We start from the raw sequence: 16923 nt of genomic DNA on the forward strand, positions 1-16923 counted from the left end.
GCCCTACTCTATCGCCTACAGCCTTACGCCTGAAGTCCGACAGCGTTATTTACGCTTGTCTTTCTTCTTCTTCTCGGCCTTCTTGTGGTGCGACATCAGCCGGCGCTTCTTGTTGACCTGGCGCTCGGTGAGCTGGGTCTTCTTGCCCTCGAACGGGTTGTCGCCGCCCTTGTACTCGATGCGGATCGGCGTACCGACCAGCTTCAGCACACGGCGGTAGGTCTTCTCCAGATAACGCGTGTAGGCCTTGGGCACCGCGTCCACCTGATTACCGTGGATCACGATCAGCGGCGGGTTTGCACCGCCCAGGTGCGCATAGCGCAGCTTGATGCGACGACCGTTGACCATCGGCGGCTGGTGCACCTGGATGGCGTCTTCGAGGATCTGCGTGAGCTTGCTGGTGGGCCAGCGGGTCACGGCGGAACGGAAGGAGTCCTGTACCGACTTGTACAGGTGGCCGACGCCGGTGCCGTGCAGCGCGGAGATGAAGTGGATGTCGGCGAAGTCGGCGAACATCAGCCGGCGTTCGAGTTCGGTCTTCACGTACTCGCGCTCGGCCGACTCCATGCCGTCCCACTTGTTCAGCGCGATGACCAGCGCACGGCCGGTCTCCAGCACGAAGCCGAGCAGGTTGAGGTCATGCTCGACCACGCCTTCGCGGGCGTCCATGACGAAGATGACCACGTTGGCGTCCTGGATCGCCTGCAGGGTCTTCACCACGGAGAACTTTTCCACCGCCTCGAAGATCTTGCCGCGACGGCGCACGCCGGCGGTGTCGATCAGGGTGTACTTCTCTTCGTTGCGCTCGAAGGGGATGTAGATGCTGTCGCGGGTGGTGCCGGCCTGGTCGTACACGATCACCCGTTCTTCACCAAGCATGCGGTTGACCAGGGTGGATTTGCCAACGTTGGGGCGGCCGATGATGGCGATCTTGATGCCATCCTTCTCGCTCGGGCCGGGGATGCGCTTGGCTTCCTGGCCCTCGGCGACCTCTTCCAGCTCGCTCGGCAGGTCGTTGTCTTCCGGCGCCTCGGGCTCGGGCGCGAACATCTCGCCCAGGGCTTCCTGCAGCATCTGGGTGATGCCACGGCCGTGGGCGGCGGCGATCGGGATCGCGTGGCCCAGCGCCAGCGGGCTGAACTCGGCGCGGGCGATGTCCGGATCGACAGTATCGACCTTGTTGGCCACCAGGAAGCTGCGCTTGTTCTTCTTGCGCAGGTGCTCGGCGATCATCTCGTCGGCGGCGGTGAGGCCGGCGCGGGAGTCGACCATGAACAGGACGGCGTCGGCCTCTTCGATGGCTTGCAGCGACTGCTCGGCCATCTTGGCGTCGATACCCTCTTCGTCACCGGAGATACCGCCGGTATCGATGACGATGAATTTCTTGCCCTGCCACTTGGCCTCGCCGTACTGGCGGTCACGGGTGAGCCCTGCGTACTCGGCGACGATGGCGTCACGGGTGCGGGTCAGGCGGTTGAACAGGGTGGACTTGCCGACGTTCGGGCGGCCCACCAGGGCTATTACGGGAACCATGCGGCTCTCCAGGAAATTTGAATTTCAGAGGCTGTCCACGATCTCGCGAGCTAGAGCGGAACAAGGCGAAATCAGCCGAAAAAGCGCAGTTTACGCAATGTAAATGAGCATTTTGAGGCTAATTTCAACGCAGTTCCGCCGACGCGCAGCAGATCGTGGCCAGACTCCCAGAAAACACGACGGCCGCTGCCGTGAAGACGGCAGCGGCCGGCAGTAACACTCAGCTTAGCGGAGCGTGTAGGCGACCAGCTTGCCGCTGTTGCCGAACACGTACATCCAGTTGCCGACCACCAGCGGGCGAACCCGTACACCGTCGCCGTCGACCTTCTCGCGGCCCACGAAACGACCGTCCACCTGGCTCAGCAGGTGCACGTAACCTTCCAGGTCACCGACCACCACGTTGCTCGAGAACACGGCCGGAGCGGACAGTTGGCGGCGAGCCAGGGCATCGTTGCTCCACAGCGAGGACGAGCCGCGGGAATCCAGGCTTTCCACAGTGCCGGTGGCCTGGCTGATGAACACGCTGCCGGTACCTTCGGCAACGCCGACGTAGCTGGAGGCTTCACGCTGCCAGAGTACACGGCCGGTGCTCTCGTCCAGCGCCGCGGCACGGCCCTGGTAGCTGGCGACATAAAGCACGCCATCGGCCAGCAGCAGGCCGCCGTCGATATCGACCACGCGGTCCAGTTCGGAACGGCCCTGCGGGATGGCCACACGCTGCTCCCACACCGGAAGACCACGCTGCACGTCCACGGCGACGACCTTGCCGCTGGCGAGACCCGCCAGCGCCAGACGGCCATCGATCAGCGGAGCGCCAGTGCCACGCAGGGTCAGCACCGGTACGGTGCCTTCATAGAGCCAACGCTGGTTGCCGGTTGCAGCATCGAAGGCGACCAGTTTGTCGTCCTGGGTCTGCACCACCACCACGTCGCCGTTGGTGGCCGGGGCGGCCAGCACTTCGCTGGTGACCTTGGCGCGCCACTTCTGCTCGCCGCTGCCGGCGTCCAGGACGATCACGTCGCCCCGCATGGTGCCCAGCAGGACCAGCCCGTTGCCTACGCCAACGGCGCCGGAAATCGGCAGGTCGAGATCCTTTTTCCACAGTACGTCGCCGCTTTCGCGCTGGATCGCCATGACCCGGCCTTCGGCGGACGCGGCGTAGATGGTCTGGCCATCCACTGCCGGTTCGAGCAGGTTGTACAGCTCGCCCTGGCCGTCACCGACCGAACGGCTCCATTGCTTCTCCAGACGGACCTCTTCCTTGAAATCGGTGAGCTCCGCCGGTGGCAGTTCTTTCTTGCTGTTGCTGCTGCAGCCCACGGCCAACAGGGTCAGCGCGAGCAGCGCGGCATGTTTCCAGCGCAGCATGTCAGGCGTCTCCCTTGGCCAGGTCGTCGAGCTTCATCTGCAGGGCGCCGACGGCGGCGTCTTCCGGCAGAGCGGCCTTGGCCTTCTCGTAGGCGCTGCGCGCCTCGTCGTCACGCTTGAGCTGGACCAGCAGGTCGCCGCGCAGTTCTTCGCGAGTGGCAACGTAAGCCTTGTCGACGCTGCCGTCGAGCAGCTTCAGGCCTTCCTCGGCCTTGCCCTGGGCGCTCAGCACACGGGCCAGGCGCTGGCGAGCCAGCTCACCGAGGGTGACGTCCACCGGCTTGTCGACGATGGCCTTGAGTTCCAGAACGGCGTCGTCCAGCTTGCCGCTGTCCACCGCGACCTTGGCGACGAACAGGCGGCCATACTGGGAGTACGGGGTGCCGGCGTATTCGCTGGTCAGCTTGTTGGCCAGCTCGGCGACCTTGGCGGTATCCGGTTTGCCGGCGGGATTCAGGGCGGTTTCCAGCAGGGCCTGGTAGATCACCGAGGCACCCTGGGCCTGATTGTTCTGGTACTTCTTCCAGGCCTGCCAGCCGAACACCACCACCAGCGCCAGAGCGGCACCGGTCAGCAGGGGCATGCCGTTGCGCTGCCACCAGTCCTTGATGTCCGCCAGTTGTTCTTCTTCGGTACGCGTACTCACCCCAATACTCCTATCCGCTCGGTTCTCAAGCCTGCTTGAGGCAGGCTGCCAGGTGCTCGGGCAGAGCGTCCCAGGCGATGTTCTGTTGTTCGCCCTCGCCACGCAGGGGCTTGAAACCTACCACGCGGTTGGCCAGTTCGTCGTCACCCAGAATCATTGCGAACTGTGCACCGCTCTTGTCGGCCTTCTTGAACTGGCTCTTGAAGCTGCCACCGCCGGCATTGACCAGCAGGCGCACGCCGGGGATGGCGTCACGCAGGCGCTCGGCCAGGCTCAGGCCGGCGAGCTCGGCCGCCTCCCCAAAGGCGCAGAGGTAGAGGTCAGCCGGACGGCTGAGTTCCTCGGGCACCAGGCCCAGGGTTTCCAGCAGCAGCACCAGGCGCTCGACGCCCATGGCGAAGCCTACGCCCGGCGTCGGCTTGCCGCCGAACTGGCTGACCAGGCCGTCGTAGCGGCCCCCGCCGCACACGGTGCCCTGGGAGCCGAGCTTCTCGGTGACCCACTCGAACGCGGTACGGCAGTAGTAGTCCAGGCCACGCACCAGTTTCTGGTTGATCTCGTAGCGCAGGCCGACCGCATCCAGGCGCGCCTTCAGGCCCTCGAAGTGGGCGAGCGACTCTTCGTCCAGGTAGTCGTGCAGGGTCGGCGCGCCGACCAGCAGGGCCTGGGTGCTTTCCACCTTGCTGTCGAGGATACGCAGCGGGTTGGTGGTCATGCGACGCTGGCTATCTTCGTCGAGCTGGTCGAAGCGATCCTGGAGATAGGCGACCAGCGCGTCACGGTAGCGCGCGCGGGCTTCGCTGGAACCCAGGGTGTTGAGCTGCAGGGTCACGGCATCGGCCATGCCCAGCTTCTGCCACAGCCGCCAGGTGAGGATGATCAGCTCGGCGTCGATGTCCGGGCCGGGCAGGTTGAAGACTTCCACGCCGATCTGGTGGAACTGGCGGTAGCGGCCCTTCTGCGGCTTCTCGTAGCGGAACATCGGGCCGGTGTACCAGAGCTTCTGCACCTGGCCACCACCGGAAAGACCATGTTCGAGCACGGCGCGCACGCAGCCAGCGGTACCTTCCGGACGCATGGTGAGGGATTCGCCGTTGCGATCGAGGAAGGTGTACATCTCCTTGTCGACCACGTCGGTGCCTTCGCCGATGCCGCGGGCGAAGAGTTCGGTGAACTCCAGTATCGGCATGCGGATTTCTTTGTAGCCGTAGCCATCGAGCAGCTCGGCAAAGGTACTTTCCAGATAGCGCCAGGCCGGAGTCTGCTCCGGCAGGATGTCGTTCATGCCACGGATGGCTTGCAGGGACTTGCTCACGTAGGGTCCTTGTTGCGGTCAGCCGCGCACGATCAGTGCGGCGTCGGCCTCGGCCTTCTCGGCCGCTTTTTCGCGGATCAGCCGTTCCAGCTCATCCACCAGGTTTTCGTTCTGCAGCTTCTGCGCCGGCTTGCCGTCGATGTAGATCAGGTTGCTCGGCGTGCCGCCGGTGAGGCCGATGTGGGCCTCCTTGGCTTCGCCGGGGCCGTTGACCACGCAGCCGATCACAGCGACGTCCAGCGGAACCAGCAGATCCTCCAGACGGCTTTCCAGGTCGTTCATGGTCTTCACCACATCGAAGTTCTGCCGCGAGCAGCTCGGGCAGGCGATGAAGTTGATGCCACGGGAGCGCAGGCGCAGCGACTTGAGGATGTCGAAGCCGACCTTGATCTCTTCCACCGGGTCGGCGGCAAGCGAGATGCGGATGGTGTCGCCGATACCTTCGGCGAGCAGCATGCCCAGGCCCACGGCGGACTTCACGGTGCCCGAACGCAGGCCACCGGCTTCGGTGATGCCCAAATGCAGGGGTTGCTCGATTTCCTTGGCCAGCAGGCGGTAGGCGGCCACCGCCATGAACACGTCGGAGGCCTTCACGCTGACCTTGAAGTTCTGGAAGTCCAGGCGCTGGAGGTGATCCACGTGACGCATGGCCGATTCCAGCAGGGCTTCCGGGGTCGGCTCGCCGTACTTCTTCTGCAGGTCCTTCTCCAGGGAACCGGCATTGACGCCGATCCGGATCGGGATATTGCGATCGCGGGCGGCATCCACCACGGCTTTCACCCGGTCTTCGCGACCGATATTGCCCGGGTTGATACGCAGGCAGTCGACGCCCAGCTCGGCTACGCGCAAGGCGATCTTGTAGTCGAAGTGGATGTCGGCGACCAGCGGAACCTTGACCTGCTGCTTGATCTTGCCGAAGGCCTCGGCGGCGTCCATGTCCGGCACGGAGACGCGCACGATGTCGGCGCCGGCGTCTTCCAGGCGACGGATCTGGGCCACGGTGGCGGCCACATCCAGGGTATCGGTGTTGGTCATGCTCTGCACGGCGATGGGGGCATCCCCACCCACCGGCACGTTACCCACCCAGATCTTGCGGGACGGGCGACGTTTGATCGGAGACTCGCAATGCATCTTACTGTCCACCCAACGTCAGGCGCGCGGTACCGCCGCGCGCCGGTGTCACTTCGACCGGCTGGCCGTTGTAGCTGACCTGCGCACCGCGGGCAAAGCCCAGGCGCAGCTGAACCGGAGCCTTGGCTGCCAGCTCCAGGGTGTCACCCTTGCGCTTGAGCGAGCCAAACAGGACCTTGCCATCGGCATCGGTGACCTGGGTCCAGCAGTCCTCGGTGAACTGGATCTTGACCACACCCTGGCCGGCGGCGGCAACTACTGGAGCGGCAACCGGGGCCGTCGGAGCAGCCGGCGCGGCTTCCACCGGGGCAGCCGGCGCGGCAGGGACGGCCGGTTGCTGGGCGGCGGGTTGCTGCACGGGCGCGGCCGGAGCAGCCTCGGTGGCGACAGGCGCCCCAGGAACTGCCGGAGCGGCGGCAACCGGCGGCGTGCCCTCGGCCGGAGCCTCGGTAGCCGCGTTATCACCGGCCGGTTCGGCAGGCACGGTCGAGGGGTTGGCCTGATCTTCGGCAACCGCCTGGTCTTCCGGCTCGTCGAGGGTATGGATTTCGGTGGTGCCGTCGGCGCTCTCGACCTCGACATGTTCCATGTTCAGGCTGCCGCTTTCGGCGGTGCGGGCAGCACGCTCCTGCCACCAGAAGTAGCCAAAGCCGATCAGCAGGGCGAGCAGCACCAGGCTGAACAGACGCAGCAGGTTGCGCGACAGGCGTACCGGCTCGACCACTCGGCCGAGGCTGTGCACGTTGCTGCCGGTGGCGTCGGTGCCGGTGTACTGGTCGAATGCCTGGACCATCTGCCCCTGGTCCATGCCCAGCAGCTTGGCGTAGGCGCGGACGTAGCCACGGGCGAAGGTGTGGCCCGGCAACTGGTCGAAAGAGCCCTGCTCCAACTGGCGCAGGGAGTGCTCGGTCAGGTTCAGCTGGCCCGCAACCTGGGCAACGCTCCAACCTTTGTTTTCGCGCGCCTGGCGCAGGGTGTCGCCAGGGTTGGCGCGGGTCGTGCCGATGACATCGGACTGCGACGTACTCATCATTTATCCGCCTGGTATGCCTGGTATTCAGGAGAAGCGGGATACAGGCGCTTGAGTTGCAGCCCGTAGCTGGCAGCGGTATCCCGGTCGTCGAAAATCTTCGCCAGTCGAATGCCCAGCAGCAGGCTGCGCGCGGTCTGCGGGCCCTGCTTGAGGTATTCCTGGTAGTAGGCTCGCGCAGGAACGTACTGACGATCCTGGTAATTGAGTTCGGCCATCTCGATCAGCGCGCTGGGCTGATTGCGATTGAGGCGAATGGCCTTCTCGAAATATTCCTTGGCCTGCTCGCGCTGCTTGAGCTGCAGGCTGACCAGCCCGAGGTTCTCGAAGATGCGCGAACGCTCGGGATACAGGCCATCCTCGGCGGCCTTCATGTAGACGTCGTAGGCTTCCTTGTAGCGTTTCTGCTCGAACAGGAAGCCGCCGTAGTTGTTCAGGATGCGCGCATCGTCCGAACGGGACGAAAGCGCCTTGCGGTATTCGGTCTCGGCCAGCTGCGGCTCCATCTCGGTCTGGTAGACCGCAGCCAGTGCAGCGTGAGCGTCGGCACTCGACGGGTCCAGTTCCAGCGCCTGGCGCAGCGGGACCTTGGCCTGCTCGGCATTGCCACCGCGCAGGTAGCCGATACCCAGCTGGACGTAGGCATCACGTGCCTCTTCCCGGCCCTTTTCGGTTTTCAGAGGATCCTGTTTACCAGACGTCACGCAACCCGTCAGCACGGTTGCCAACAGCATGAACAGCGCGGCGCGCAGGGTCATCGGAATCCTCCCCAGGTCAGTTTCGATCGGCGGCGTTCGACGCCTGCTCATTTTCCGTCGCCAGCTGGCGGACGGCGATATAGCGTTCGCTGCGGCGGGTGCGGTCCATCACCTGGCCCACCAGTTGACCACAGGCAGCATCGATGTCGTCACCACGGGTGGTACGCACCGTTACATTGAAGCCGCCTTTGTGCAGCATGTCCTGGAAACGGCGGATGGCGTTGTTGCTCGGCCGCTCGTAACCCGAATGCGGGAACGGATTAAACGGAATCAGGTTGATCTTGCAAGGGAAATCCTTGAGCAATGCGATCAGTTGCTCGGCATGCTCGGGCTGGTCGTTGACGTTGGCCAGCAGGGTGTACTCGACGGTCAGCACGCGCTCCTTGCCCAGGCGCGTGATGTAGCGATAGCAGGCATCGAGCAGCATATCCAGCGGGTACTTCTTGTTGATCGGTACCAGCTTGTTGCGCAGTTCGTCGTTCGGTGCGTGCAGCGACAGGGCCAGGGACACGTCGGTCACCTCGGCGAGCTTGTCGATCATCGGCACCACGCCGGAGGTGGAGAGGGTCACCTTGCGCTTGGAAATGCCGTAGCCGAGGTCTTCCATCATGATGCTCATGGCGCTCACGACGTTGTCGAAGTTCAGCAGCGGCTCGCCCATGCCCATCATCACCACGTTGGTGATGGCACGGTCGATCTTGCCCGGGACGGTCCCGAACGATTGGTTGGCGATCCACACCTGGCCGATGATCTCGGCGGAGGTCAGGTCGCTGTTGAAGCCTTGCTTGCCGGTGGAGCAGAAGCTGCAGTCCAGCGCGCAACCGGCCTGGGACGACACGCACAGGGTGCCGCGGCCGCCTTGCGGGATGTACACGGTCTCGACGCAACTGCCCGAGGCCACGCGCACCACCCACTTGCGGGTACCGTCAGAGGAAATGTCCTGGCTGACGATCTCCGGGGGACGAATTTCGGCAACGGCCTTGAGCTTTTCGCGCAAGGCCTTGCCGACGTTCGTCATGGCGTCGAAATCGACGGCGCCAAAGTGGTGAATCCATTGCATCACCTGGCCGGCGCGGAAGCGCTTTTCACCGATGGACTCGAAGAATTCCTCGAGCTGGGGCTTGGTCATACCCAGCAGGTTGGCCTTTACAGCGGTATCAGCAGTCATGGATTCACCCTCGCTCATTCGCCGAAATCAGCGAATGCGCTCGCACACCTCGGTGCTGGAGAAGAAGTAAGCGATTTCGCGAGCAGCGGAAGCTTCCGAGTCGGAACCGTGTACGGCGTTCTCGTCGATGGAAACGGCGAAGTCGGCGCGGATGGTGCCGGCGTCGGCTTTCTTCGGATCGGTGGCGCCCATCAGCTCACGGTTGCGCAGGATGGCGTCTTCGCCTTCCAGAACCTGAACAACGACCGGACCGGAGGTCATGAAGGCAACCAGGTCCTTGAAGAAGGGACGCTCTTTGTGCTCGGCGTAGAAACCGCCAGCTTCGCGCTCGGACAGCTGAATCATCTTCGAAGCGACAACGCGCAGGCCGGCTTTTTCGAAGCGGGTCAGGATTTCGCCGATGACGTTCTTGGCAACAGCGTCGGGCTTGATGATGGAGAAGGTACGTTGCAGGGCCATGGAAATAACTCCGGAAAGCAAGGTTGGTAAAGCCAAGAAGCCCCTGGCGTTGGCCAGGAGCTCCTGTGATTCAAGGGTTTGCCGCGGGCGACGCCCGGCGGGCGGCGGCGCGGGACCGCCTCCGACTGCGCGGGGACGGCAGCTGAAGAAATTCCCTCGGGAATTTTTCGACAGCACACCTAAAGATAAAACCCGCGAATTATACGCGGGTTCATGACAAATGGGTACGCGGCAAGCGTGCCGCGCGCCCTCAGTCGAGCTCTTCGATCCAGGCGGCCTGGATGGCCTCCAGGACCTTTTCGCCGCCCCGGGAGGGATCGTCGCTGAATTCCGGCAATGCCAGCACCCAGCGGTGCAGATCGACGAAATTCACGTAGCGGGGATCGACATCCGGCTTGGATTCGGCCAGTTGGATGGCGATTTCGAGCACATCAACCCATTTCAGACTCATCGTTGGCGCTCCGCTCAGTGACCTTCGGAAACCTGGTTGATGGTGTACTTCGGAATCTCGACCACCAGATCCTCTTCACCCACCACGGCCTGGCAGGACAGGCGCGAATCCGGCTCAAGACCCCAGGCCTTGTCCAGCATGTCGTCCTCCAGCTCGTCGGAAGCCTCCATGGAATTGAAGCCTTCGCGCACGATGACGTGGCAGGTGGTGCAGGCGCAGGACATCTCGCAGGCGTGCTCGATCTCGATGCCGTTGCGCAGCGCCGCCTTCATGATGGTTTCGCCCGGCTGGGCCTCGATCACCGCACCTTCCGGGCAATGTTCGGCGTTCGGCAGAAATACGATCTGCGGCATCTTGGCTTATTCCTCGATTTCGTTGAGCCGGCGACCGGCCAGTGCAGCCTTGACGGTGGCGTCCATACGGCGCGCGGCAAAGGCGTCGGTCACCTGGGACAGGCGCTTGATCTGTTGTTCGATGGCGGCGGTGTCGCTGCCGGCGGCCAGCTCGCGCAGCGATTCCATGCTGGCGTCGATGGCCAGGCGTTCCTCGGCGTCGAGCAGGCGCTCGCCGTCAACGTCCAGCGCGGACTGCACGGCTTCCAGCAGACGCTGGGCCTCGACCTGCTGTTCGCGCAGGGCGCGGGCAGCCATGTCGTCACCGGCATACTGGAAGGAATCCTGCAGCATGCGGGCGATCTCGCCATCGGTCAGGCCGTAGGACGGCTTGACCTGGATGCTCGCCTCGACGCCCGAGGACAACTCGCGGGCGGAGACGCCCAGCAGGCCGTCGGCGTCGACCTGGAAGCTGACGCGAATCTTCGCCGCACCGGCCACCATCGGCGGAATGCCGCGCAGCTCGAAGCGCGCCAGGGACCGGCAGTCCTTGACCAGCTCACGCTCGCCTTGCAGCACGTGGATCATCATGGCCGTCTGGCCATCCTTGTAGGTGGTGAACTCCTGGGCGCGGGCCACCGGAATGGTGGTGTTGCGCGGGATCACCTTCTCCATCAGCCCACCCATGGTTTCCAGGCCAAGCGACAGAGGGATTACGTCCAGCAGCAGCAGCTCTTCGCCGCGCTTGTTGCCAGCCAGGGCATCGGCCTGGATGGCGGCGCCGATGGCGACCACCTGGTCCGGGTCGATATCGGTCAGCGGCTCGCGGCCGAACAGCTCGCCCACCAGCTCGCGCACGCGCGGCACGCGAGTGGAGCCGCCAACCATGACCACGGCGCTGACCTCTTCCAGCTCCACGCCGGAGTCACGCACGGCGCGGCGGCAAGCCTTGAGGCTGCGCTGGATCAGCGGATCGATCAGCGATTCCATGTGCGAGCGACTCAGCTCGCCACTCCAGCCTTCGTAGGCCACCGCAACACTGGCACTGTCGGTAAGGGCTTCCTTGGCGGCGCAGGCGGTCTGCAGCAGGCGGCGCTGGGCGCCCGGATCGAGATCGGCCGAGATACCCGACTGCTCGATGATCCAGCCGGCGATGGCATGGTCGAAGTCATCGCCGCCCAGGGCGCTGTCGCCACCGGTGGCCAGGACCTCGAAGACCCCGCGGGTCAGGCGCAGGATGGAAATATCGAAGGTGCCGCCGCCCAGGTCGTAGATGGCGACCACGCCCTCAGCGTTCTTGTCCAGGCCATAGGCCACGGCGGCAGCAGTCGGCTCGTTGAGCAGGCGCAGCACGTGCAGGCCAGCCAGACGCGCCGCGTCCTTGGTAGCCTGGCGCTGGGCGTCGTCGAAATAGGCAGGCACAGTGATAACCGCACCGACCAGCTCGCCACCCAGGGTGGATTCGGCGCGCTGACGCAGGGTACGGAGGATTTCCGCCGAGACTTCCACCGGGCTCTTGGCGCCCTGGACGGTCTCGATGAACGGCATGTGCGACTCGCCCTGGGTGAAGCGGTACGGCAGCTGGCCACCGAGTTGCTTCACATCCTCCAGGCCACGACCCATCAGGCGCTTGACCGAGATGATGGAGTTCAGCGGGTCCTGGGCTGCGCCAAGGCGCACGCTCTCCCCCACCTCGACATGATCGGCGAGATAACGCACTGCCGACGGCAGAATGACCTCGCCGCGCTCATCGGGCAGAGGCGCGGCAACACCGCTGCGTACGGCAGCGACCAGGGAATTGGTAGTGCCCAGGTCGATCCCCACGGCCAGTCGACGCTGGTGTGGCTGGGGACTTTGTCCGGGCTCGGCGATCTGCAGTAGGGCCATGCGGTTTCTAATCAGGCTTATCGGGCGCGGCGCGGGCCACGCGGATTAATCGTCGAGTCGCTCTTCCAGTTGACGCACTTCCTGCGCCAGCTTGTCGAGGAACTGCATGCGCCGCACCAGGCGTTCAGCCAGGTCGCGGCGGGCGGCGTCATCCCAGCAGTCGGCGAACTCGGCATCCAGCTGGTGCTGGGCCGCTTTCAGCTGACGCTTGAAATACGCCACGCCATCGAGATCGGCGCTGTCCTGCAGGTCTTCCAGCTCCTCTCGCAGACGCATCTGCTGCAGGAGGAACTCCGGGTCCTGCACCGTGGCTTCGAGCGGCAACGCATTGCCGCGCAGGGCCAGCAGGTACAGGGCACGGCGCGGCGCGCTCTTCAGCGTCTGGTAGGCGTCGTTGAGCTCGGTGGCCTTTTCCATCGCCAGCCGCTGCTCGCGCTCGGAGGCATCGGCAAAGCGATCCGGATGAACGTTACGCACCAGCTCGCGGTAGCGATTGCCCAGGGCTTCCAGATCGATCCGGAAGTCCGGCTGCAGGTCGAACAGCGCGAAGTGACAGGGACTACCCACACCCGGCCTCAGACGTTGAAGCTTTCGCCGCAGCCACACTCACCGCGCACGTTCGGGTTGTTGAACTTGAAGCCCTCGTTGAGGCCTTCCTTGGTGAAGTCCAACTCGGTGCCGTCGAGGTATACCAGGCTTTTCGGGTCGATAATGACCTTCACGCCGTGGCTCTCGAACACCTGGTCCTCGGCTGCCAGTTCGTCGACGAACTCCAGCACGTAGGCCAGCCCGGAACACCCGGTGGTACGCACGCCAAGACGAATGCCCTCGCCCTTGCCGCGCCCTTCGAGGGAGCGGCGAACGTGGTTGGCGGCGGCTTCGGTCATGCTGATGGCCATGGGAACTCCTTACTCAACGATCGCGGATCAGAGAAGACCTTTCTTCTGCTTGTAGTCGCGCACGGCCGCCTTGATGGCGTCCTCGGCGAGTACCGAGCAGTGGATCTTCACCGGCGGCAGGGCCAGTTCTTCGGCGATCGTGGTGTTCTTGATGGATTCGGCTTCGTCCAGGGTCTTGCCCTTCATCCACTCGGTGGCGAGGGAGCTGGAGGCGATGGCCGAGCCGCAGCCGTAGGTCTTGAACTTGGCGTCTTCGATGACACCCTGCTCGTTGACCTTGATCTGCAGGCGCATCACGTCGCCGCAGGCCGGCGCGCCGACCATGCCGGTGCCGACGTCCGGGTCTTCGGCATTGAGCTTGCCGACGTTGCGCGGGTTTTCGTAGTGGTCGATGACCTTGTCACTGTAAGCCATGGCTAATCCTCACTTCTATGGGGCGGGTCAGTGGGCCTGCCATTCGACCTTGGACAGGTCGACGCCCTCTTTGTACATATCCCACAGCGGCGAGAGTTCACGCAGCTTGGAAACGGCTTCCACCACCTTATTGGCGGCATAGTCGACCTCTTCTTCAGTAGTGAAGCGGCCGAAGCTGAAACGGATGGAGCTGTGCGCCAGTTCGTCGTTGCGACCCAGGGCGCGGAGCACGTAGGACGGCTCCAGCGAGGCCGAGGTGCAGGCGGAACCGGACGATACGGCCAGGTCCTTGAGCGACATCATCAGCGACTCGCCCTCAACGTAGTTGAAGCTGACGTTGAGGATGTTCGGTGCGTAGGAAGTGGCGCTGCCGTTGACGTACAGCTCTTCCAGGCCCTGGACCTGATCGAAGAAGCGCTTGCGCAGGCCTTCGATGCGAGCCATTTCCTGGTGCATTTCTTCCTTGGCGATGCGGAAGGCTTCGCCCATGCCGACGATCTGGTGGGTCGCCAGGGTGCCCGAACGCATGCCGCGCTCGTGGCCGCCACCGTGCATCTGGGCTTCCAGGCGCACGCGCGGCTTGCGACGCACGTACAGCGCGCCCATGCCTTTGGGGCCATAGACCTTGTGGGCGGAGAAGGACATCAGGTCGACCTTGAGCTTTTCCAGGTCGATGTCGATCTTGCCGGCGGACTGGGCGGCGTCGACGTGCAGCAGGATGCCGCGGGCACGGGTCAGCTCGCCGATGGCGGCGATGTCGTTGACACTGCCGACTTCGTTGTTCACGTGCATGACCGACACCAGGATGGTGTCCTCACGCAGGGCGGACTCGACCATCGCCGGGGTGATGATGCCCTCGGGGGTCGGCTCCAGGTAGGTGATCTCGAAACCTTCGCGCTCCAGCTGGCGGCAGGTATCCAGGACCGCCTTGTGCTCGATCTTCGAGGTGACGATGTGCTTGCCCTTGGTCGCATAGAAGTGCGCGACGCCCTTGATGGCCAGGTTGTCGGACTCGGTGGCACCGGAGGTCCAGACGATCTCACGGGGGTCGGCATTGACCAGTTCGGCGACCTGGCGACGGGCGTTCTCGGCCGCTTCCTCGGCCTTCCAGCCGAAGACGTGGGAGCGCGAAGCCGGGTTGCCGAAATTGCCATCTACCAGGAGGCAGTCAGCCATTTTCTGAGCGACACGCGGGTCCACCGGGGTTGTGGCGGAGTAGTCGAGGTAAATCGGCAATTTCATCAGGTAACTCCTACAGGCGGGCGTTCGCTCAATCGATGGCGGACGCTTCAATCTTGTCGAGGCGCGGCGTCTTGCTGCCCGAGCAGCGGCGCTCGTCCTGGCGCTGGGCCACCTCTTGAACTTCGCGGCGCTCGACCAGGTCGGCCAGGCTGATGCCGCTGAGGAACTCGTGAATCTGCTGGCTGAGGTCGCACCACAGGTGGTGGGTCAGGCAGGTGTCGCCGGAGTGGCAGTCGCCCTGCCCCTGGCAACGGGTAGCGTCCACCGATTCGTTGACTGCATCGATCACCTGGGCGACATGGATGCCGGTCATGTCGCGGGACAGCTGGTAGCCGCCGCCCGGACCGCGCACGCTGACCACCAGGTTGCCACGGCGCAACTTGGCGAACAGCTGTTCCAGGTAGGACAGGGAAATGCCCTGGCGTTCGGAAATATCGGCGAGAGAAACCGGGCCACGCTGGGCGTGCAACGCCAGATCGAGCATGGCGGTGACGGCGTAGCGGCCTTTGGTGGTCAATCGCATGGGGAAATCCGGAAGAATCGCTGGTGTAGGGGAAGTATGCTCTTTTCCGACTATTTAGGTCAACTATAAGCCCTATTACTTTAGTCGGAATTAGCCAGCGAGGCGGCGCGGTATGTTAGCAGAGAGCCAGCGTCGGCGCATCACTGCGCCGACTTGCTGTCCTCGGTGTCTTTCACGCCGGCGAAGTCCTCTTCACGCAGAACGGGAAGATCTTTCGCACAGTAGTCGCTACCCAGCGCCGTCAGCGCCTTGCACATCCCCTCCAGGCGACCATCGACGGCCTGCAGGTGGTCGAGCAACTGACCAATGGCGCGCGCCACCGGGTCGGGCATGTCCTGACTGACGCCGTAGGCATCGAAGCCAAGCTTCTCGGCCATGGCCTGGCGCTTGGCGGCCTGGTCGGCATCGTCCTTCATGATGATCCGGCCAGGAATACCTACGACGGTAGCCCCTGGCGGCACCTCTTTCGTCACCACCGCGTTGGAGCCCACCTTGGCGCCGGCACCGACAGTGAACGGACCGAGCACCTTGGCGCCCGCCCCCACCACCACGCCGTCGGCCAGGGTGGGGTGACGCTTGCCCTTGTTCCAGCTGGTGCCACCCAGGGTCACGCCCTGGTAGATGGTCACGTCGTCACCGATCTCGGCGGTCTCGCCAATAACGATACCCAGGCCATGGTCGATGAAGAAACGACGACCGATCTTGGCGCCGGGGTGGATCTCGATACCGGTCATCCAGCGCCCGAAGTTGGACACCATGCGCGCCAGCCACTTCCAGCCGGACGTCCACAAGGCATGGGCCAGACGATGCAGCCACACCGCGTGCAGCCCCGGGTAGCAGGTGAGCACCTCGAAGGCATTGCGCGCCGCCGGGTCACGATGGAATACGCTCTGGATATCTTCGCGCACACGCTCAAACATCTTCATCACTCCGCTTGGAAAGCTCCCCACGGGCAGCTTTCTGTGTTTCGGTCAGAATACCCCGCAGGATATTCATCTCCAGCTTGCTGACACCGGCGCGGCCATACAGCCGACGCAGGCGCGACATCAAATGGCGCGGCTTCTGCGGATCGAGGAACTGGATATCCACCAGGGTCGATTCCAGGTGCGCGTAGAAGCGCTCCAGCTCATCCGAGGTCACCGGAATGCTGTTGAGCATGGCGGTGGATTCGACCTTCTCCTGCTTGGTCGGCTGGCCTTGCGCCGCCAACCAGGCCATGCGCACTTCATAGACCAGCACCTGCACTGCCGTCGCCAGGTTCAGCGAGCTGAACTCGGGATTGGCCGGGATATGCACATGGAATTGACATCGCTGCAATTCCTCGTTGGTCAGACCCGCGTATTCGCGACCGAACACCAGCGCCACCTCGCCGCCCTGCTGCACGTGCTGCAGGCTGGTGGTAGCGCACTCGCGGGGATCGAGCAGCGGCCAGGGAATGCGACGGTCGCGCGCACTGGTGCCGAGCACCAGGCTGCAGCCGGCCAGGGCATCTTCCAGGGTCGGCACGACCACGGCCGCATCGAGGATGTCATCGGCACCCGAAGCACGGGCACGCGCCTCGCCACTGGGGAAATCCATCGGATCGACCAGCACCAGGCGCGACAGGCCCATGTTCTTCATTGCACGGGCCGTACCGCCGATATTGCCGGGGTGACTGGTATTGACCAGCACCACGCGAATTCTGTCGAGCAACGCCAGCGACTCCACACAAAAGCGAAAAAGGGAGGGAATCCTACCGCAGCAGTGGGTCTTGCGCCACGCAGGCGA

The 16923-nt window shown here is 64.1% G+C and carries 19 protein-coding genes; all 19 read right to left on the reverse strand.

Annotation, left to right across the window (positions count from 1 at the left end; genetic code table 11):
• Positions 1-45: 45 nt before the first annotated feature.
• Positions 46-1533 carry a ribosome biogenesis GTPase Der gene (der, locus tag ACQ5BL_RS10410; protein WP_243806201.1) on the reverse strand — a complete coding sequence of 496 codons (1488 nt, stop codon included), beginning with the start codon at positions 1531-1533 and terminating at the stop codon, positions 46-48.
• Between the two features lie 225 nt (positions 1534-1758).
• Entirely contained in the window at positions 1759-2901 is a 1143-nt protein-coding gene (gene bamB / locus ACQ5BL_RS10415) for an outer membrane protein assembly factor BamB (RefSeq protein ID WP_207887480.1), read from the reverse strand.
• 1 nt (position 2902) lies between these two features.
• Positions 2903-3547, reverse strand: a complete 645-nt coding sequence (locus tag ACQ5BL_RS10420; protein ID WP_207887481.1) for a YfgM family protein — start codon at positions 3545-3547, stop codon at positions 2903-2905.
• Between the two features lie 25 nt (positions 3548-3572).
• Positions 3573-4862: a histidine--tRNA ligase gene (hisS, locus tag ACQ5BL_RS10425; protein ID WP_243806203.1), complete on the reverse strand. Its 1290-nt coding sequence runs from the start codon at positions 4860-4862 to the stop codon at positions 3573-3575.
• A gap of 18 nt (positions 4863-4880) precedes the next feature.
• Positions 4881-5993 carry a flavodoxin-dependent (E)-4-hydroxy-3-methylbut-2-enyl-diphosphate synthase gene (gene ispG / locus ACQ5BL_RS10430; RefSeq protein ID WP_243806204.1) on the reverse strand — a complete coding sequence of 371 codons (1113 nt, stop codon included), beginning with the start codon at positions 5991-5993 and terminating at the stop codon, positions 4881-4883.
• Between the two features lies 1 nt (position 5994).
• Positions 5995-7026: a helix-turn-helix domain-containing protein gene (locus ACQ5BL_RS10435; protein ID WP_243806206.1), complete on the reverse strand. Its 1032-nt coding sequence runs from the start codon at positions 7024-7026 to the stop codon at positions 5995-5997.
• Entirely contained in the window at positions 7023-7781 is a 759-nt protein-coding gene (gene pilW, locus ACQ5BL_RS10440; protein WP_207887485.1) for a type IV pilus biogenesis/stability protein PilW, read from the reverse strand. Before pilW ends, ACQ5BL_RS10435 begins: the two co-directional genes overlap by 4 nt.
• Positions 7782-7797: 16 nt before the next feature.
• Entirely contained in the window at positions 7798-8949 is a 1152-nt protein-coding gene (rlmN, locus tag ACQ5BL_RS10445) for a 23S rRNA (adenine(2503)-C(2))-methyltransferase RlmN (RefSeq protein WP_207887486.1), read from the reverse strand.
• Between the two features lie 27 nt (positions 8950-8976).
• Positions 8977-9408 carry a nucleoside-diphosphate kinase gene (gene ndk / locus ACQ5BL_RS10450; RefSeq protein ID WP_243806208.1) on the reverse strand — a complete coding sequence of 144 codons (432 nt, stop codon included), beginning with the start codon at positions 9406-9408 and terminating at the stop codon, positions 8977-8979.
• A gap of 250 nt (positions 9409-9658) precedes the next feature.
• A complete protein-coding gene (iscX, locus tag ACQ5BL_RS10455) occupies positions 9659-9859 on the reverse strand; it encodes a Fe-S cluster assembly protein IscX (protein ID WP_207887487.1) in 201 nt (66 codons plus the stop codon).
• Between the two features lie 14 nt (positions 9860-9873).
• The gene (gene fdx / locus ACQ5BL_RS10460; protein ID WP_015478501.1) at positions 9874-10212 is read right to left on the reverse strand and encodes an ISC system 2Fe-2S type ferredoxin; all 339 of its coding nucleotides are present in this window, start codon (positions 10210-10212) and stop codon (positions 9874-9876) included.
• Positions 10213-10218: 6 nt separating this feature from the next.
• Positions 10219-12078: a Fe-S protein assembly chaperone HscA gene (hscA, locus tag ACQ5BL_RS10465; protein ID WP_243806209.1), complete on the reverse strand. Its 1860-nt coding sequence runs from the start codon at positions 12076-12078 to the stop codon at positions 10219-10221.
• Positions 12079-12123: 45 nt separating this feature from the next.
• Positions 12124-12645 (reverse strand): co-chaperone HscB, encoded by a 522-nt coding sequence (hscB, locus tag ACQ5BL_RS10470; protein ID WP_207887489.1) that lies wholly within the window; start codon positions 12643-12645, stop codon positions 12124-12126.
• A gap of 8 nt (positions 12646-12653) precedes the next feature.
• Positions 12654-12977 (reverse strand): iron-sulfur cluster assembly protein IscA, encoded by a 324-nt coding sequence (gene iscA / locus ACQ5BL_RS10475; protein ID WP_207887490.1) that lies wholly within the window; start codon positions 12975-12977, stop codon positions 12654-12656.
• Between the two features lie 27 nt (positions 12978-13004).
• Positions 13005-13391 (reverse strand): Fe-S cluster assembly scaffold IscU, encoded by a 387-nt coding sequence (gene iscU, locus ACQ5BL_RS10480; RefSeq protein ID WP_015478505.1) that lies wholly within the window; start codon positions 13389-13391, stop codon positions 13005-13007.
• 27 nt (positions 13392-13418) lie between these two features.
• The gene (locus ACQ5BL_RS10485; protein WP_243806211.1) at positions 13419-14633 is read right to left on the reverse strand and encodes an IscS subfamily cysteine desulfurase; all 1215 of its coding nucleotides are present in this window, start codon (positions 14631-14633) and stop codon (positions 13419-13421) included.
• A 28-nt stretch (positions 14634-14661) separates the two neighbouring features.
• Positions 14662-15156: a Fe-S cluster assembly transcriptional regulator IscR gene (gene iscR / locus ACQ5BL_RS10490; RefSeq protein WP_152225360.1), complete on the reverse strand. Its 495-nt coding sequence runs from the start codon at positions 15154-15156 to the stop codon at positions 14662-14664.
• 140 nt (positions 15157-15296) lie between these two features.
• Positions 15297-16076, reverse strand: coding sequence for a serine O-acetyltransferase (gene cysE / locus ACQ5BL_RS10495; protein ID WP_207887493.1), 780 nt, complete (start codon positions 16074-16076; stop codon positions 15297-15299).
• Positions 16069-16848, reverse strand: a complete 780-nt coding sequence (gene trmJ, locus ACQ5BL_RS10500; RefSeq protein ID WP_243806213.1) for a tRNA (cytosine(32)/uridine(32)-2'-O)-methyltransferase TrmJ — start codon at positions 16846-16848, stop codon at positions 16069-16071. Before trmJ ends, cysE begins: the two co-directional genes overlap by 8 nt.
• Positions 16849-16923 lie beyond the last annotated feature (75 nt).

Source organism: Pseudomonas sp. B1-22 (assembly GCF_050474425.1).
Classification (GTDB): Bacteria; Pseudomonadota; Gammaproteobacteria; order Pseudomonadales; family Pseudomonadaceae; genus Pseudomonas.